Origin of the sequence: Nocardia kruczakiae NBRC 101016, from assembly GCF_001612965.1 — a bacterium.
GTDB classification, from domain to species: domain Bacteria; phylum Actinomycetota; class Actinomycetes; order Mycobacteriales; family Mycobacteriaceae; genus Nocardia; species Nocardia kruczakiae.
The window spans coordinates 95,707-110,547 of the sequence record NZ_BDBL01000007.1 but is presented as its reverse complement, the minus strand read 5'-3'; the positions used below and the strand labels follow the sequence as shown (position 1 = coordinate 110,547).

The window sequence follows — 14,841 nt, the reverse complement described above, 5'->3', positions numbered from 1 at the left end:
GAATGCGGCACCGGCCTTTTCGCCTGTCGGCCCGGTTGCCGAGCTCGGCTCAGTTCCCGAGTTTGTTGATGCCGGCGATCATGGCCCGGACGGTCGACTCCGGCCCGTCTCCGGCGAGCGCGGCGCCCCAGCCTCGGCGGCCGTTGCATTCGCACTGCACGAAGGTGGCGGTGCCGCTGCCGGTGCGCCGCTGGTGGAACTGCAGAATCTCCACCGGATAGCCCTCGTCGTAGAGCGCCGAGGTCAGCGCGGCGACCGGGCTACCGGCGGACACCACGGTCCGCGCATGTCCGGCCAGTTCGAGGGTGGCGGTGTAGGTCGCCCGCTGTTCGGCCCGTGCCCAGTCGCTGAGCTTGACCGGGCCGGTGTGCGCACAGTAGCGGTCGTAGAACTCCGCGGGCGTCAGGTCGGCGGATTCGGCGCGCAGCCCCTTGGGCGCGGCCGCGATGAAGTCATGTGTATCGATGGTGATCGTCATTGGACTAGGTCTTCCCGAAGCTTTGTCGTTGGTCGGATGACAGAGGGGACCAGCGCAAACACTTGTCAACGGCCGCAGCGAGGGGGCCGGTCCGAATCAGCTCCCGCTACGGCGAGGTACTACGAGAAGTCGCGCCGCAGCCACCATCGCGGTAAGCGGAAGGAGCACCACGCGGTCGCGGTCGGCGACGTTGCGCGCGGCGCTGTGGCTTGCGGCGGGATTCGGCACGGCTTCGAGAATATGGACTCGTCGCGACGATGGCAACAATATTGCGGCGGAACCAACGAGTAACTTCGTCACATTTTCGAGTGAACGGTATGCCAACGGACAGTGCCGTGGTGAGCGCCGCATTCGCGCAGGCCACAGCGGGTTCACAGGATGCGTCGCGGACAGGTTCGGCGTGTCGTCACCGGGGTTGCGGGGGTTTGTCCCACCGCAACAGATAGCGCCAGAACACCAGTCGGCGCACTCGCGCGCCCGGCAGGATGTGGCGCGACCGGCGGGCGACCTCGCGCGTGGTGAGTGGCGGATCGAGCACCACCGGCATCGCCGCATGCGTGGGTTCGTGTGCGTACCAGGTGCCGCGGCCCGTCGCGCGCAGCGTCGCGAAGGCCAGGCCGAAGACGCGTTGCGCGAGTGCCGCCGTGACTTCGGCGGGCAGTTCGCGTAGTGGATCGGCCCGCGGCAGCGCGATCACCGCGAGTACCCCGCCCGGCCGCAGCGTGTGCGCGAGCCGCGGCAGCACCTGGTCGAGACGCATGTGATGGAGGGTGGTGAGCGAGACGACGGCGTCGTAGGCGGCCTCCGGCAGCGGGTGCTCGAGTATGTCGGCCCGCAGACATTCGACGTTGTCCGGAACGACGCGACGGGCGGCCTCGATCATCTCCGGCGACCGGTCCAGCGCGTCCACCCGCTCGGCACGGCGCCCCAGCTCGGCCGCCAAAGTGCCCGCCCCGCAACCGACTTCGAGGATCCGATCACAGTGCTGCGGCAGCTGTCGCAGCAGCGTCCGGTGATAGAAGGCGTTGTGATCCCAGTCCCATGCACCCATCGCGCCACCCTACGATGCAGCCGCTCGACCGCCCACCGACCGCTGCGGACCCCGGGCGATCCGCGGTGCTCATCCGATCACTGGCACGAGGGCGCAACGGCCGGCACACTCCTATGCCGCCCCCGCGGAGCGGCCCGGAGAATTCGTCCGTATCGCGGGACCGACTCGATCGGCGCCTTCAGCGGTCCCGTCAGTGCGCGGCCGAGTCCCAGCTGCGGCCGACGCCGACGGAGACCTCGAGCGGCACCGACAGGTCGATGGCACTCGACATCTGTTCGCGGGCAAGCGATTCCAGTGCCTCCCGCTCACCCGCGGCGACCTCGAAGACGAGTTCGTCGTGGATCTGCAGCAGCATGCGCGAACGCAGGCCCGCCTCCGCGATGGCGGCCTGGGTGTTGATCATCGCGACCTTGATGATGTCGGCGGCGGTGCCCTGAATGGGCGCGTTGAGTGCCATCCGCTCGGCGGCCTCGCGACGCTGGCGGTTGCTGGAGTCCAGGTCCGGCAGATAGCGGCGACGGCCGAACAGCGTCTCGGTGTAGCCGACCTTGCGCGCCTGGTCCACCGCGTCGCGCAGATAGTCACGAATCGCGCCGAACCGGGAGAAATAGACCTCCATCTGCGCCTTCGCCTCCTCGGCGCTGATCCGCAGTTGCTGCGAGAGCCCGTAGGCGGACAAGCCGTAGGCCAGGCCGTAGGACATCGCCTTGATCCGGCGGCGCATCTCCGGGTGCACATCGGCGATCGGGATGTCGAAGGCCTTGGACGCGACGAAGCTGTGCAGGTCCTCGCCGGAGTTGAACGCCTCGATCAGCCCGGCGTCCTTGGACAGGTGCGCCATGATCCGCATCTCGATCTGGCTGTAGTCCGCCGTCATCAGCGATTCGTAGCCGGGGCCGACGACGAAGGTGTCGCGAATGCGCCGGCCCGTGTCGGTGCGGATCGGGATGTTCTGCAGATTCGGCTCGGTCGAGGACAGCCGGCCGGTGGCGGCGATGGTCTGGTTGAACGTGGTGTGGATGCGGCCGTCGTCGGCGACCGACTTCAGCAGCCCGTCCACGGTGACCTTGAGGCGGGTGGCGTCGCGGTGTGCCAGCAGATGTTCGAGGAAGGGATGCTGGGTCTTCTCGAACAGCGACTCGAGTGCGTCGGCGTCGGTGGTGTAACCGGTCTTGGTCCGCTTCGTCTTGGGCATGTCCAGCTCGTCGAACAGCACCACCTGCAACTGTTTCGGCGAACCCAGGTTGATCTGCTTACCGATCACCTCGTAGGCCGCTTCCGCGGCCGAGGCCACCCGGTCGGCGAATTCGCGCTGCAACTCGTCCAGTTTGTCGCAGTCGACGGCGATGCCGGCGTGCTCGAGTTCGGCCAGCACACCCAGCAGCGGCAGTTCCATCTCGGTGAGCAGCGGGACGGATTCGATGCGGTCGAGTTCGGTGTCGAACGCCTCGGCCAGATCCACCACCGCGCGGGCGCGCAGGATCTCGGCCTGAGCCAGTTCGGTGTCGACCTGGTCCTCATCGTCGAGCAGCGACAGCTGGGCGTCCTCGGCGGCCTCGACCCGCAACTCCCGCGACAGGTACCGCAACGACAGATCGTCGAGGTTGAAGGTGCGCTGTCCGGGGCGGACCAGATAGGCCGCGAGCGCGGTGTCGCTGGTGAGCCCGGCCAGCCGCCAGTTGCGCCCGCGCAGGGCGTGAATGGCCGCCTTGGCCTCGTGCACGGCCTTCGGGGTCTCGGCGTCGGCGAGCCAGCGACCGAGGGCGAGTTCGTCCTCGGGGGTCAGCGCGACCACGTCGAAGTAGCCGCCCTCCCCGTCGGCGGCGGCGATCGCGATCGCCTTCACATCACCCTGCACGGGCGTGGTCGTCCCCACGATCGAAACGCCGTGGCGTGCACCGGCTTTCGCGTGTTCGGCCAGCCAGTCCGCGGCGGCGCCGGGCGCGACCGGGCCGCCGCTGATCTCGAAACCGCTCTCGGCCTCCGGCTCCGGCGGCGCCAGCGTCTCGAACAGCCGGTCCCGCAGCACCCGGAACTCGAGATCGTCGAACAGGCGGTGGATCTTGTCGCGATCCCACGGCTGCTGGGCCAGTTGCTCCGGGGTGTACGGCAGCGGAACATCCTTGACCATCTCGGTGAGCTGCCGGTTGAGCACCACGCTGGACAGGTTCGCGCGCAGCGCGTCGCCGACCTTGCCGCGCACCTCGTCGACCCGCTCGACCAGGGACGGCAGATCGCCGAACTCGCGAATCCACTTGGTCGCCGTCTTCTCCCCCACGCCCGGAATGCCGGGCAGGTTGTCACTCGGGTCGCCACGCAGGGCCGCGAAATCCGGGTACTGAGCCGGGGTCAGGCCGTACTTCTCCTCGACCGCCTCCGGCGTGAACCGGGTGAGCTCGGAGACGCCCTTCTTCGGGTACAGCACGGTGACATCGGGATTGACCAGTTGCAGCGAATCCCGGTCCCCGGTGACGATGAGCACCCGGAAACCTTGCGGCACAGCCTGAGTCGCGAGCGTGGCGATGATGTCGTCGGCCTCGTAGCCTTCGATGGCCATGGTCGGGATGCCGAGCGCGCCCAGCACCTCCTGAGTAATCTCCACCTGCCCGCGGAATTCGTCCGGAGTGGTGATGCGGTTGGCCTTGTATTCCGGATAGGCCTCCACCCGGAAGGTCTTCCGGCTGACGTCGAACGCGGCCGCCACATGGGTCGGCCGCTCGTCGCGCAGCAGGTTGATCAGCATGGCGGTGAAGCCGTAGACGGCGTTGGTGGTCTGCCCGGTGACGGTCTTGAAGTTCTCCGCCGGTAGCGCGTAGAAGGCGCGGTAGGCCAGTGAGTGGCCGTCCAGCAACAACAGCGTGGGACGTTCGCCGGGGGCACCCGCCGCCGTACTGCCGGCTTTCGGCGCTGCCGCTGCGGCGGTGGTGGACGACACACTGCCCGGACGCTGATCGGTGGAGGCTGGAGTCACGGCACAGAGTCTAGGGACAAGCACCGACATCCCCGGCCACCGGGCACGGACCGGCCTGTGTCGCGTTCGAATCGGCCGGCGCGCATCCGGCCGCCCGCTGTCACGCGGGCCACACCCGCCCCACCGGACCGGCAGCTATGTCGTGCCCACGCACGGCCGTCGCGGCCGGCACACGATGCGCGGCCGGCCACGAGCGGCGATCAGGACTTCGGCGCGAGATTGTCCAGGACGACCTCCGCGACCGCCTTCATGGTGGTGCGCCGATCCATCGCGGTGCGCTGGATCCACTTGAACGCCTGCGGTTCCGACAGCCCCTGCGTCTGCATCAGCACGCCCTTCGCGCGCTCGACCAGTTTGCGGGTCTCCAGGCGGTCGGAGAGGTTCGCGACCTCCTGTTCCAGCGCCGAGATCTCGTGAAAACGGCTGGCCGCCAACTCGATCGCGGGCACCAGATCCGATTTGGTGAACGGCTTCACCAGATAGGCCATCGCACCGGCGTCACGCGCCCGCTCCACGAGGTCACGCTGGCTGAACGCGGTCAGAATCACCACGGGCGCAACACGTTTGGAGGCGATTTCACCGGCGGCATCGATACCGTCGCGCCGCGGCATCTTCACGTCCATGATGACCAGATCGGGGCGCAGTTCCACAGCCAGATCGACCGCCTGCTGGCCGTCACCGGCCTCGCCCACCACCTGGTAGCCCTCCTCGGAGAGCATCTCCACAAGGTCCATCCGGATGAGCGCCTCGTCCTCGGCCACCACGACACGCTTCGCGGCAGCCGGCGCGTCCTGCTTCGCGCCCGCGCCCCCTGCATTCGTTCCCATAGACAGACCCCTCGATATTCCGATGCCGATACCCGATGTGCGCCTCCGGTGCCACCCTGTCACCGGCCACGCACAGCCGAGTGTCCTAAAGCGTACCGTTCAACTTCGCTCACAACCCATCTACCCAGCGGGAACCCGCCCTCGCGGGACCGATTCGGTAACCTGGGCACCCACCGGCTATCATTTCCTCCCGGTGCGCCGAGTTGGCGGAACTGGCAGACGCGACGGTCTCAAAAACCGTTGTCCTCACGGACGTGTGGGTTCGAGTCCCACACTCGGCACCATCTTCGGCGGTCCATTCGGGCCGCCTTTGTCGTATTCGAACCGAATCGGCAGGTTGCCCCGTGAATACGCGTAGGGTGGGGCACACGACCCCGGGCAGGAGGAGGTCGCGTATGCGGGTGAACCGGCTCACCGCGGATCTTTCGGGATATCCCGATCTGGTGGTGATCTATCTGGGAATGCGGGTGCGGACCCCGCGCGGGATGCTGCGTCTGCTCGGCCTCGGACCGAAACTGTATCGCTCCCATCATGATCGGCCCGACGGGCTGCTGCGGCACGAGGACATCATCTGGTCGCTGTTCCCACCACACTGGGGCGCCCGCCAATACTGGCGTGATCTGGACAGCCTGGAGCGCTGGACCCGCTCTCAGCCGCACCGCGACTGGTGGCAGCGGTTCCTGCGCGACTCCGGCGGCACCGGATTCTGGCACGAGGCCTACTTCCTGCGCGGCGGCATCGACACCATGTACGACGATATGACCACACCCACCGGCTTGGGCGCGTTCGCCCCGACCCGGGCGATGCGCGGACCGCTGTTCAGTGCGCGCGGCCGGGCCCACGACAACGCCGCCCGCGCCGGCGCGGACAGCGCGCACCTCGGTGCGGAGCCGACGGTCGCGCCCGTCGTCGAGGAAGCCTCCTACTACGGAAACGCCTCCGGCGCCGACGGTTCCGATACGGACCGGCCGGCGTAGCGCCACACCCGTCGCACACCCGGTCAGCGAAAGTTCGGCAAACGGTCGAACGCGACCCGCTACCGGCAGTTGAACATCACGTAAAATAAGCGGTTTTCGGCCGTTCCCGGCTTCTGCCGCGCGGCGCGGCCACATACCGTAACAGTCATGCACGTCCTGTTCGTCTGCTCCGGCAACGTCTGCCGCTCGGTGATCGCCGAACGTCTGACCCGCGCCGTCGCCGCCGAACACGGTCTCGACGACCTCACCGCCGAGAGCGCCGGCACCCGCGCACTCGTCGGCTTCGGCGTCGATCCCCTTGCGGCACAGATCATCACGGGCCTCGGCGGCGATCCTGGCAACTTTTCAGCACGCAAGGTGAAGCCGGAGATGGTCGCGCGTGCGGATCTCGTGCTCGCGATGACCGAGCAGATCCGCGACCACATCATCGACCTGGTGCCGAATGCCCGGTCCCGGACCTTCACGCTGCTCGAGGCCTACCGGGTGGCGAAGGTCTCCGGCGCTCGCACGATCGCCCACATCGACAGTGCCCGAAACGATCTCGCACTGGTCGGGCGGGAGAACATCGCCGACCCGGTCGGGCTGTCGAGCGAAAAGTACTGTGCCGTCGGCGATCGGATCGCCGAGACGCTGGTCCCGCTGCTGCTCGCGCTGCACGCTCATCGTGACCCAGGTCGCACGGAGTCCGGCCGGCCCCGGCTGGTCCTGCTGCCCGGCGGGCGCATCGAGACCCCGCCGTGGGGTATCGAGCCCGTGCGAATCGGCCGTCACGCCTGAACAATCCGGCGCCGGGCATGCCGCTCTCCCGCAGATCGGGATCCGGGGTTAGACTCCCCGCGGAAACTGCCGACGCCGATGGTTCGACACCGGAACAGGACACAGGCATGCCGAAACGAATTTCGGATGTTTCACTCCATGTTTACGTCACACCGGAAACGCTCGACCGCGTCGTGCACACCGTGCGCTGCCTGGTCGACGACCACCTCGCCGAGCACGATGTTTTCGCCTGGCGCTTCACCCTGCCCGTCGACGCCGATCAGCCCGGTCACACGGTGCTGGAGACCCAGTGGCGCCTGGAACACCCCCACCGCGACCCCGGCTCGCGGCGCACCTACGAGATTGCGCTCAGCCTGGTGGGCGATCCCGATCAGCTGACCGAATCCGGCCTGGCCGCACTCGAGCATCGACTGGTCCTCGGGATCGCCACCACCGCCGACGCCATCCCCTACACGATTTCCGCGCTCCATCGCGACAGCTACGACTTCGACGAGAACCGCGAACGGCTCTGACCGGCGCCGCGCTACTTGCCGCGCGCCGGGAAGTGCCTGATCACGCCTTCCTGCACGACGGTGGCCAGCAGCTCACCGGCCCGGGAGTAGAAGTGACCGGTGGCCAGACCGCGCGAACCGGCGGCCACCGGTGACTGCGTCGCGTACAGGGCCCAGTCGTCGAAGCGGAACGGACGGTGGAACCAGATCGAGTGGTTCACCGTGGCGGCCACGATCCGGTCGTGACCCCACGACAACCCATGCGTGGTGATGATCGAATCCAGCACCGTGGTGTCGGACGAATAGCCCAGCGTCGCAACGTGGATCAGCGGATCGTCGGGCAGTTCGCCGTCGGCCTTCATCCACACCCGGTTGTGGTTGAGGGTGCCGCCGGTGCCCTTGAGGATCCACGCCGGATCGTTGGTGTAGCGCATGTCGATCGGATGCGGCGCCTGCACGAACATCTGCAGTTTGTCCTCGAGCCCGGAGAAGGACTCCTCCACCCGGGGCAGCCCGTCCGGATCGGGCACCTGCGGCTGCGGGCTGGCGTGTTCCAGGCCCTTGGCCCAGTCCTGGAACGCCGCCAGCATCACGAACAGTTCCTGATCGCCCTGATACGCCGTCACCGTGCGGTTGGCGAAGGCACGCCCGTCACGATGGCGTTCGACCCGGTATTCGATCGGTTTGCGCACATCCCCGCCGCGCACGAAATGCGCGTTGACCGCATGCACCGGGCGCCCCGGCCCGACCGTGCGACCGGCCGCGATGATCGCCTGCGCCACCAGCTGGCCGCCGAAGGTGCGACTCCACACCTTCTCCGGATGGTGACCGAGGAAAACGTCCTCGCCGATCTCCTCGAGTTCGAGCAGGCCGAGCAGGACGGCGAGATCGCCCCCGCTCTCGCGGCCGGTGCCGACCGATTCGCCCAGTGATGCACTCACCTCAGTGGTCCTCCTCGCCGATGCGATGCACGTGGATCAGGTTCGTGGAGCCGACGGTTCCCGGCGGGGAACCGGCCACGATCACCACGAGGTCGCCCTTGGCGTAGCGATTCAGCGACAGCAGTTCCTTGTCGACCTGGCCGATCATCTCGTCGGTGGTACCGACCGGCGGGACGATGAAGGTTTCCACACCCCAGGTCAGCGCCAGCTGACTGCGCACATCCGGCAGCGGGGTGAACGCCAGCAGCGGCAGCGTGGTGTGCAGGCGGGCCAGCCGGCGCACCGTGTCACCGGACTGGGTGAACGCCACCAGCGCCTTGGCGTTGAGCCGCTCGCCGATGTCGCGGGCCGCATAGGAGATCACGCCGCGCTTGGTGCGCGGGACGTGGGTCAGCGGTGGCACCCGGGTCGAGGATTCGGATTCCACGGCGTGCACGATGCGCGCCATCGTGCGCACCGTCTCGATCGGATACTGGCCGACCGAGGTCTCACCGGAGAGCATGACCGCGTCCGCGCCGTCGAGCACCGCGTTGGCGACATCGGAGGCCTCGGCGCGGGTCGGGCGGGAGTTGCCGATCATCGACTCCAGCATCTGGGTGGCGACGATGACGGGTTTCGCGTTCTCCCTTGCCATCTGGATCGACCGCTTCTGCACCAGCGGCACCTGCTCGAGCGGCAGCTCGACGCCGAGGTCGCCACGGGCCACCATGATCGCGTCGAACGCGAGCACGATCGCCTCGAGATTGTCGATGGCTTCGGGTTTTTCGAGCTTGCCGATCACCGGCACCCGGCGGCCTACGCGATCCATGATGTCGTGGACCAGCTCGACGTCCGCCGGCGACCGCACGAACGACAGGGCGATGAAGTCGACGCCCAGCCGCAGGGCGAATTCCAGATCCTCGATGTCCTTGTCGGACAACGCCGGAACGGAAACGTCCATACCCGGCAGCGAGACGCCCTTGTTGTTGGAGACCGGACCGCCCTCGGTCACACGGCACACCACGTCGTTGCCCTCGACGCGGATCACGGTCAGGCCGACCTTGCCGTCGTCGACGAGCAGCCGGTCACCGGCCTTGGCGTCCTCGGATAGTTGTTTGTAGGTGGTGGAGACGCGATCGTGGGTGCCTTCCACGTCGTCTACCGTGATCCGCACCTCCTCGCCCGTCGCCCACACGGTGCGGCCGTCGATGAATCGGCCCAAGCGGATCTTCGGTCCCTGCAGGTCGGCGAGAATGCCGACCGCACGGCCCATCTGCTCGGCGGCGTGCCGCACCTTGTGATAGTTCTCGGCGTGATCGGCGTGTTCTCCGTGACTGAAATTCAACCGGGCCACGTCCATGCCGCTGTCGACAAGTTCACGGATCCGGTCCTCGGTGGCGGTGGCCGGTCCGAGGGTGCACACAATCTTTGTCCGTCGCATCACGAACCGAGCCTAGTCCTGCCGCCGCAGTGGCGCTGATCGGCACACCCGCCACTGTCAATCGACGAAAATATGACGCACATCACATTATTGCCCGGCATGGTCGTCACTCCTGCAACGGACGGTTGTACGGGTCGCGGACTTTGCCGGTGAGGATCAGAATCGCGTCGATGAACGGCCAGATGCCGCCCAGACCACAGGTGAACAGCGTGACCAGCAGCTGGGCGACGCCGATGCCGGTGTAGCCGAGGTAGAACCGGCCGATCCCGAGGCCGCCGACGAACAGTTGCAGCAGCCCGGCGGTGAGCTTCGATTTGTCCGAGAACGGTTCGCCATACATGTTGCGCCCGTACGGCGCTTCCGGATCCATGCCGTAGGGCGCGGGCGGGTAGCCGGGGGCGGGAGCGTAGGGCTGGGCATACGGGTCGGCGGGCTGGCCGTAGGGCTGGCTGTAGCCGTAGGGGCCGGATGGGCCGTAGCCGCCCGGATTCCCCGGTCCGGTACCCGGCGCACCGTACTGCGGGCCGTAGCCGGGCTGCGGCTGATAGGGGTCGGTCACGAAGTCCTCCTGGTTCGAGCGGTCGCCCCGCTCAGCTCTTGTCCGCCTTCTTCCGGCCCGGCTTACCCGACTTGCCTTCGGCCCGCCGCTCACTGTTCCCGGCGCTGGTGACACCGGCCGCATCCTTGTCATCGGCGGGCGGATCCAGTTCGTTGCCGGTCGCCGCCGAATCGGAGGAGCCGGCGGTGGACTCGTCCGATTCGCCGGATGCGGGGGCGGTGGCGGGGTCGGACTCCGCGGCACCCTCGTCGGCTTTCCCGGCCGCGGACGGGTCGCCGGCCTTCCCGGCGGCGGGGTCGGACTCGTCGCCGTCGGCGGATTCATCGGCCGTGCTCGCAGCCGCGCTCTCGGTGGCGGCCGATTGCTGTCCGGCGGCGCCGTGCCGGCGCAGGGCGCCGATCTGCCAGGGCCAGGGGCGTTCACCGCCGGCGGCGAGCTGGGCGGCGGTTTCGCGGCCCTTGGTGGCGAGGGCGAAATACGCCAGCGCACACAGGAATACGATCGCCGAGGTGTAGGAGTTGACCCGGATGCCGAAGATGTGGGTGGCCTCGTCGTCGCGCAGCAGTTCGACCCAGAAGCGGCCGAAGGTGTAGATCGCCACATACAGCGCGAACAGGCGGCCGTGGCCGATCCGCCAGCGTTTGTCGACCATCACCAGCACCAGGACGCCGAGCAGATTCCAGATCAGCTCGTAGAGGAAGGTCGGCTGCACGACCTTCTCCACCACGCCGGTGGACACGCCGTTCATCATGTCGAGCCGGCCGTCGGAGTCGAACCGCAGATAGATCTCGAGACCCCACGGCAGGTCGGTCTTGCGGCCGTAGAGTTCCTGATTGAAGTAGTTGCCGAGGCGGCCGATCGCCTGGGCGAGCAGAATCGCCGGGGCGATGGCATCACCGAAGGCGGGCAACGGAATTCGGTACACGCGGCAGCCGATCCAGGCGCCGATGCCGCCGAGCAGCACCGCGCCCCAGATGCCGAGGCCACCCTCCCAGATCTTCAGCGCGTTGATCGGATGGCCGCCGGCGCCGAAGTACTTCTCCCAGTCGGTCGCCACGTGGTAGAGCCGGCCGCCGACGAGTCCGAACGGCACCGCGAACATCGCGACGTCGAGCACCTTGCCCTGCTCGCCGCCGCGCTCGCGCCAGCGCCGCTCACCCCACCAGATCGCGACGATGATGCCGATGATGATGCAGATCGCATAGGCACGCAGCGGGAACGGCCCCACATCCCATACGCCTCGCGGCGGACTGGGAATATAGGCCAGTACCGCCCCACCGTGCACATCGATGCCGTCTGCCAGGACTGGAAAAGTCACGGGCCCCACCGTAACGGAGGGTGCGCCCGCCGCCCAGTTCGCGTCGGCGATCAGCTGGTGACGGTCGCCGAACGCACGCCCTCGGCGAGTTCCGTGGTGAGCGTCCGGACCTGGTCCAGACCCTGTCCCGCGGCCGTCACCAGGGCCGAGCCGACGATGACTCCGTCGGCATAGGAGGCGATTTCGGCCGCCTGCGCACCGCTGCGCACACCCAGGCCGACACCGACCGGGATATCGGAGTGGGCGCGCACCCGCGCGCACAGTTCCGGGGCCGCCGAGGACACCGCGTCGCGGGCGCCGGTGACGCCCATGGTGGAGGCGGCGTAGAGGAATCCGCTACTGGCCTCGATGGTCTTGACCAGACGCTCCTCGGTGGAGGACGGGGCGACGAGGAAGATGCGGTCCAGATCGTGGGCGCGGGAGGCGTCGAACCACTCCCCCGCCTCCTCGGGAATGAGGTTGGGGGTGATCAGCCCGAGCCCGCCGGCCGCGGCCAGGTCGCGCGCGAAACGGTCGACGCCGTACTGCAGCACCGGATTCCAGTAGGTCATCACCACGGCGTTGCCCCCGGCGGCGGTGATCGCCTCGACGACGGTGAACACGTCACGCACGCGGACGCCACCGCGCAGGGCCTGCTCGGTGGCGGCCTGGATGGTGGGGCCGTCCATCACCGGATCGGAATAGGCGATACCGACTTCGATGATGTCGCAACCGGATTCGACCATCGCGGTGCACACGTCGATGGATCCGGCCAGGTCCGGGTAGCCCGCGGGCAGATATCCGATCAGCGCGGCGCGGCCCTCGCCGCGGCTGGCCGCGAAGGTCGATTCCAGACGGCTCACGAGCGATTCTCCTCCGGGGCGGCGGCGTCGTCGAACAGGCCGAACCAGCGCGCCGCGGTATCCATGTCCTTGTCGCCGCGTCCGGACAGATTCACCAGAATGATTGCGCCCGAACCCAATTCCCGGCCCAGCTGCAGCGCGCCGGCCACCGCGTGCGCCGATTCGATGGCCGGGATGATGCCCTCGGTGCGCGAGAGCAGCAGCAGCGCGTCCATCGCCTCGACATCGGTGATCGGCCGGTACTCGGCGCGGCCGATGTCCTTCAGATAGGCGTGTTCGGGTCCGACGCCGGGATAGTCCAGACCGGCCGAGATGGAATGCGATTCGATGGTCTGGCCGTCCTCGTCCTGCAGCAGGTACGAGTAGGCGCCCTGGAACGCACCCGGCCGGCCCCCGGCGAAAGTGGCTGCGTGCCTGCCGGTTTCGACACCGTCACCGGCCGCCTCGTAGCCGATCAGGCGCACGCCCTCGTCGTCGAGGAACGGGTGGAAGATGCCGATCGCGTTCGAGCCACCACCCACGCACGCCACCACGGCGTCGGGAAGGCGCCCGGTCTGCGTCCGTACCTGCACCCGGGCCTCCAGGCCGACGATGCGCTGGAAATCGCGCACCATCAGCGGGAACGGATGCGGGCCGGCCGCGGTGCCGAAGCAGTAGTAGGTTTCCGAGGCGTTGGTGACCCAATCGCGCAGCGCCTCGTTGATCGCGTCCTTCAAGGTCTGCGAGCCGGTGGTCACCGACACCACCTGGGCACCCAGCAGCCGCATCCGCGCGACGTTGAGCGCCTGGCGCGCGGTGTCGACCGCACCCATGTAGATCACGCATTCGAGACCGAGCAGCGCACAGGCGGTGGCCGTCGCGACGCCGTGCTGACCGGCGCCGGTCTCGGCGATGACGCGGGTCTTGCCCATCCGCTGGGCGAGCAGCGCCTGGCCCAGCACATTGTTGATCTTGTGTGAACCGGTGTGGTTCAGATCCTCGCGCTTGAGCAGGATGCGGGCGCCGCCGGCGTGCTCGGAGAGCCGCTTGCATTCGAAGACCGGCGAGGGCCGGCCCGCGTAATCGCGTTGCAGCCGGTCGAGTTCGGCCAGGAAATCGGGATCCAGGCGCGACTTGTCGTATTCGGCGGAGACCTCCTCGATCACCGCCATCAGCGCCTCGGGCACGTGCCGGCCGCCGTAGACGCCGAAGTGGCCGCCGATATCCGGTTCGTGGCTGCGATGGGTGACGCCCTCGCTGGCCTGGGGCAGCTGCTCGTGCACGCCGGTCATCGGGTGACACCCCGCCGCAGCGGCCGCGGGCAGGACGGGTGGGTACCGGCGGTCACCAGCTCGGAGACGGCGGCACGCGGATCGCCACTGGTCACGAGGCTCTCGCCGACCAGCACCGCATCGGCGCCGGCGCCGGCGTAGGCGAGCAGATCGGCGGTACCGCTCACGCCGGATTCGGCGACCCGGATGACCTCGGTGGGTAGTCCGGGCGCGATGCGGGCGAAGACGTCGCGATCGACCTCGAGGGTCTTCAGGTTGCGGGCGTTCACGCCGATGACCGAGGCGCCGGCGGTCAATGCGCGGTCGGCCTCCTCCTCGGTGTGCACCTCGACCAGCGCGGTCATACCCAGCGATTCTGTGCGATCGATGAGCGAGGCCAGCACGTCCTGTTCCAGGGCGGCCACGATCAGCAGGATCACGTCCGCGCCGTGGGCACGGGCCTCGTGGATCTGGTACGGGCCGACGACGAAGTCCTTGCGCAGGATCGGCACGTCGACGACCGCGCGGACCGCGTCCAGATCGTCGAGCGAGCCGTGGAAGCGGCGGCCCTCGGTGAGCACGCTGATGATGCGCGCGCCCCCGTCCTCGTAGGACTTCGCCAGGCTGGCCGGGTCCGGGATGTCGGCGAGCTCACCCTTCGAGGGGCTGGCGCGCTTGACCTCGGCGATGACTCCGATCCCGTCCGCGTGCAGTGCGGCGAGCGCATCGCGCGGCGAGGGGGCCGCGGCGGCGGCCTTCTTGACGGCCTGGAAATCCAGGAGGGCTTCCCGAGCGGCCACATCCGCGCGGACCCCGTCGAGAATCGAGTCGAGTACCGTCATCTGGCTCGAATCCTTTCTGGGGAGACGGACTTGCTACCTGAGAATCCCCCCAGGTGCTGTCTCACCGATGCTGATAAAGAGTAAATGGAGGTGTTCA

At 68.1% G+C, this 14,841-nt stretch carries 14 protein-coding genes and 1 tRNA gene; 4 read left to right on the top strand and 11 right to left on the bottom strand.

Features of this window, described 5'->3' with window-relative positions; translation table 11 throughout:
• Window positions 1–49 precede the first annotated feature (49 nt).
• From NK1_RS07600 to NK1_RS07585, 4 genes are all read right to left on the bottom strand, one after another.
• Entirely contained in the window at window positions 50–478 is a 429-nt protein-coding gene (locus NK1_RS07600) for a 2-isopropylmalate synthase (RefSeq protein WP_063007831.1), read from the bottom strand.
• Window positions 479–884: 406 nt separating this feature from the next.
• Window positions 885–1,529, bottom strand: a complete 645-nt coding sequence (locus NK1_RS07595) for a class I SAM-dependent methyltransferase (RefSeq protein WP_063007830.1) — start codon at window positions 1,527–1,529, stop codon at window positions 885–887.
• Window positions 1,530–1,719: 190 nt separating this feature from the next.
• Window positions 1,720–4,530: a DNA polymerase I gene (gene polA / locus NK1_RS07590; RefSeq protein ID WP_084460671.1), complete on the bottom strand. Its 2,811-nt coding sequence runs from the start codon at window positions 4,528–4,530 to the stop codon at window positions 1,720–1,722.
• 170 nt (window positions 4,531–4,700) lie between these two features.
• The gene (locus NK1_RS07585; protein WP_036500534.1) at window positions 4,701–5,327 is read right to left on the bottom strand and encodes an ANTAR domain-containing response regulator; all 627 of its coding nucleotides are present in this window, start codon (window positions 5,325–5,327) and stop codon (window positions 4,701–4,703) included.
• Between the two features lie 197 nt (window positions 5,328–5,524).
• Between NK1_RS07585 and NK1_RS07580 the strand changes: the two genes are divergently transcribed.
• The 4 genes from NK1_RS07580 to NK1_RS07565 all read left to right on the top strand — a co-directional run bounded on the left by NK1_RS07580 (window position 5,525) and on the right by NK1_RS07565 (window position 7,593).
• Window positions 5,525–5,611: transfer RNA gene (locus NK1_RS07580), tRNA-Leu, on the top strand.
• 111 nt (window positions 5,612–5,722) lie between these two features.
• Complete coding sequence (locus tag NK1_RS07575; protein ID WP_063007828.1) at window positions 5,723–6,304, top strand: monooxygenase family protein; 582 nt, start codon at window positions 5,723–5,725, stop codon at window positions 6,302–6,304.
• A gap of 147 nt (window positions 6,305–6,451) precedes the next feature.
• Window positions 6,452–7,081, top strand: coding sequence for an arsenate reductase/protein-tyrosine-phosphatase family protein (locus NK1_RS07570; protein ID WP_036500531.1), 630 nt, complete (start codon window positions 6,452–6,454; stop codon window positions 7,079–7,081).
• Window positions 7,082–7,188: 107 nt separating this feature from the next.
• Window positions 7,189–7,593 carry a hypothetical protein gene (locus NK1_RS07565; protein ID WP_063007827.1) on the top strand — a complete coding sequence of 135 codons (405 nt, stop codon included), beginning with the start codon at window positions 7,189–7,191 and terminating at the stop codon, window positions 7,591–7,593.
• An 11-nt stretch (window positions 7,594–7,604) separates the two neighbouring features.
• Here NK1_RS07565 and NK1_RS07560 read toward each other — a convergent pair whose 3' ends face one another.
• The 7 genes from NK1_RS07560 to trpC all read right to left on the bottom strand — a co-directional run bounded on the left by NK1_RS07560 (window position 7,605) and on the right by trpC (window position 14,744).
• A complete protein-coding gene (locus NK1_RS07560; protein WP_051024518.1) occupies window positions 7,605–8,513 on the bottom strand; it encodes an acyl-CoA thioesterase in 909 nt (302 codons plus the stop codon).
• Between the two features lies 1 nt (window position 8,514).
• Window positions 8,515–9,936, bottom strand: coding sequence for a pyruvate kinase (pyk, locus tag NK1_RS07555; RefSeq protein ID WP_084460670.1), 1,422 nt, complete (start codon window positions 9,934–9,936; stop codon window positions 8,515–8,517).
• Window positions 9,937–10,039: 103 nt separating this feature from the next.
• Entirely contained in the window at window positions 10,040–10,492 is a 453-nt protein-coding gene (locus NK1_RS07550; RefSeq protein ID WP_062998966.1) for a TM2 domain-containing protein, read from the bottom strand.
• 31 nt (window positions 10,493–10,523) lie between these two features.
• A complete protein-coding gene (gene lgt, locus NK1_RS07545) occupies window positions 10,524–11,810 on the bottom strand; it encodes a prolipoprotein diacylglyceryl transferase (RefSeq protein WP_084460668.1) in 1,287 nt (428 codons plus the stop codon).
• Between the two features lie 50 nt (window positions 11,811–11,860).
• A complete protein-coding gene (gene trpA / locus NK1_RS07540) occupies window positions 11,861–12,652 on the bottom strand; it encodes a tryptophan synthase subunit alpha (RefSeq protein ID WP_063007826.1) in 792 nt (263 codons plus the stop codon).
• Window positions 12,649–13,923, bottom strand: a complete 1,275-nt coding sequence (gene trpB / locus NK1_RS07535; RefSeq protein WP_063007825.1) for a tryptophan synthase subunit beta — start codon at window positions 13,921–13,923, stop codon at window positions 12,649–12,651. The genes trpA and trpB overlap by 4 nt, the downstream gene beginning before the upstream one ends.
• Window positions 13,920–14,744 (bottom strand): indole-3-glycerol phosphate synthase TrpC, encoded by an 825-nt coding sequence (gene trpC / locus NK1_RS07530; RefSeq protein ID WP_030514633.1) that lies wholly within the window; start codon window positions 14,742–14,744, stop codon window positions 13,920–13,922. The genes trpB and trpC overlap by 4 nt, the downstream gene beginning before the upstream one ends.
• Window positions 14,745–14,841: the final 97 nt, after the last annotated feature.

Excerpts from the sequence above, each read along its gene's own strand:
- NK1_RS07570 (WP_036500531.1), top strand. The coding sequence starts at position 6,452 with ATGCACGTCCTGTTCGTCTGCTCCGGCAACGTCTGCCGCTCGGTGATC.
- NK1_RS07595 (WP_063007830.1), bottom strand. The coding sequence starts at position 1,529 with ATGGGTGCATGGGACTGGGATCACAACGCCTTCTATCACCGGACGCTG.
- NK1_RS07600 (WP_063007831.1), bottom strand. The coding sequence starts at position 478 with ATGACGATCACCATCGATACACATGACTTCATCGCGGCCGCGCCCAAG.
- NK1_RS07585 (WP_036500534.1), bottom strand. The coding sequence starts at position 5,327 with ATGGGAACGAATGCAGGGGGCGCGGGCGCGAAGCAGGACGCGCCGGCT.
- trpB (WP_063007825.1), bottom strand. The coding sequence starts at position 13,923 with ATGACCGGCGTGCACGAGCAGCTGCCCCAGGCCAGCGAGGGCGTCACC.
- NK1_RS07565 (WP_063007827.1), top strand. The coding sequence starts at position 7,189 with ATGCCGAAACGAATTTCGGATGTTTCACTCCATGTTTACGTCACACCG.
- trpC (WP_030514633.1), bottom strand. The coding sequence starts at position 14,744 with ATGACGGTACTCGACTCGATTCTCGACGGGGTCCGCGCGGATGTGGCC.
- polA (WP_084460671.1), bottom strand. The coding sequence starts at position 4,530 with ATGTCGGTGCTTGTCCCTAGACTCTGTGCCGTGACTCCAGCCTCCACC.
- NK1_RS07575 (WP_063007828.1), top strand. The coding sequence starts at position 5,723 with ATGCGGGTGAACCGGCTCACCGCGGATCTTTCGGGATATCCCGATCTG.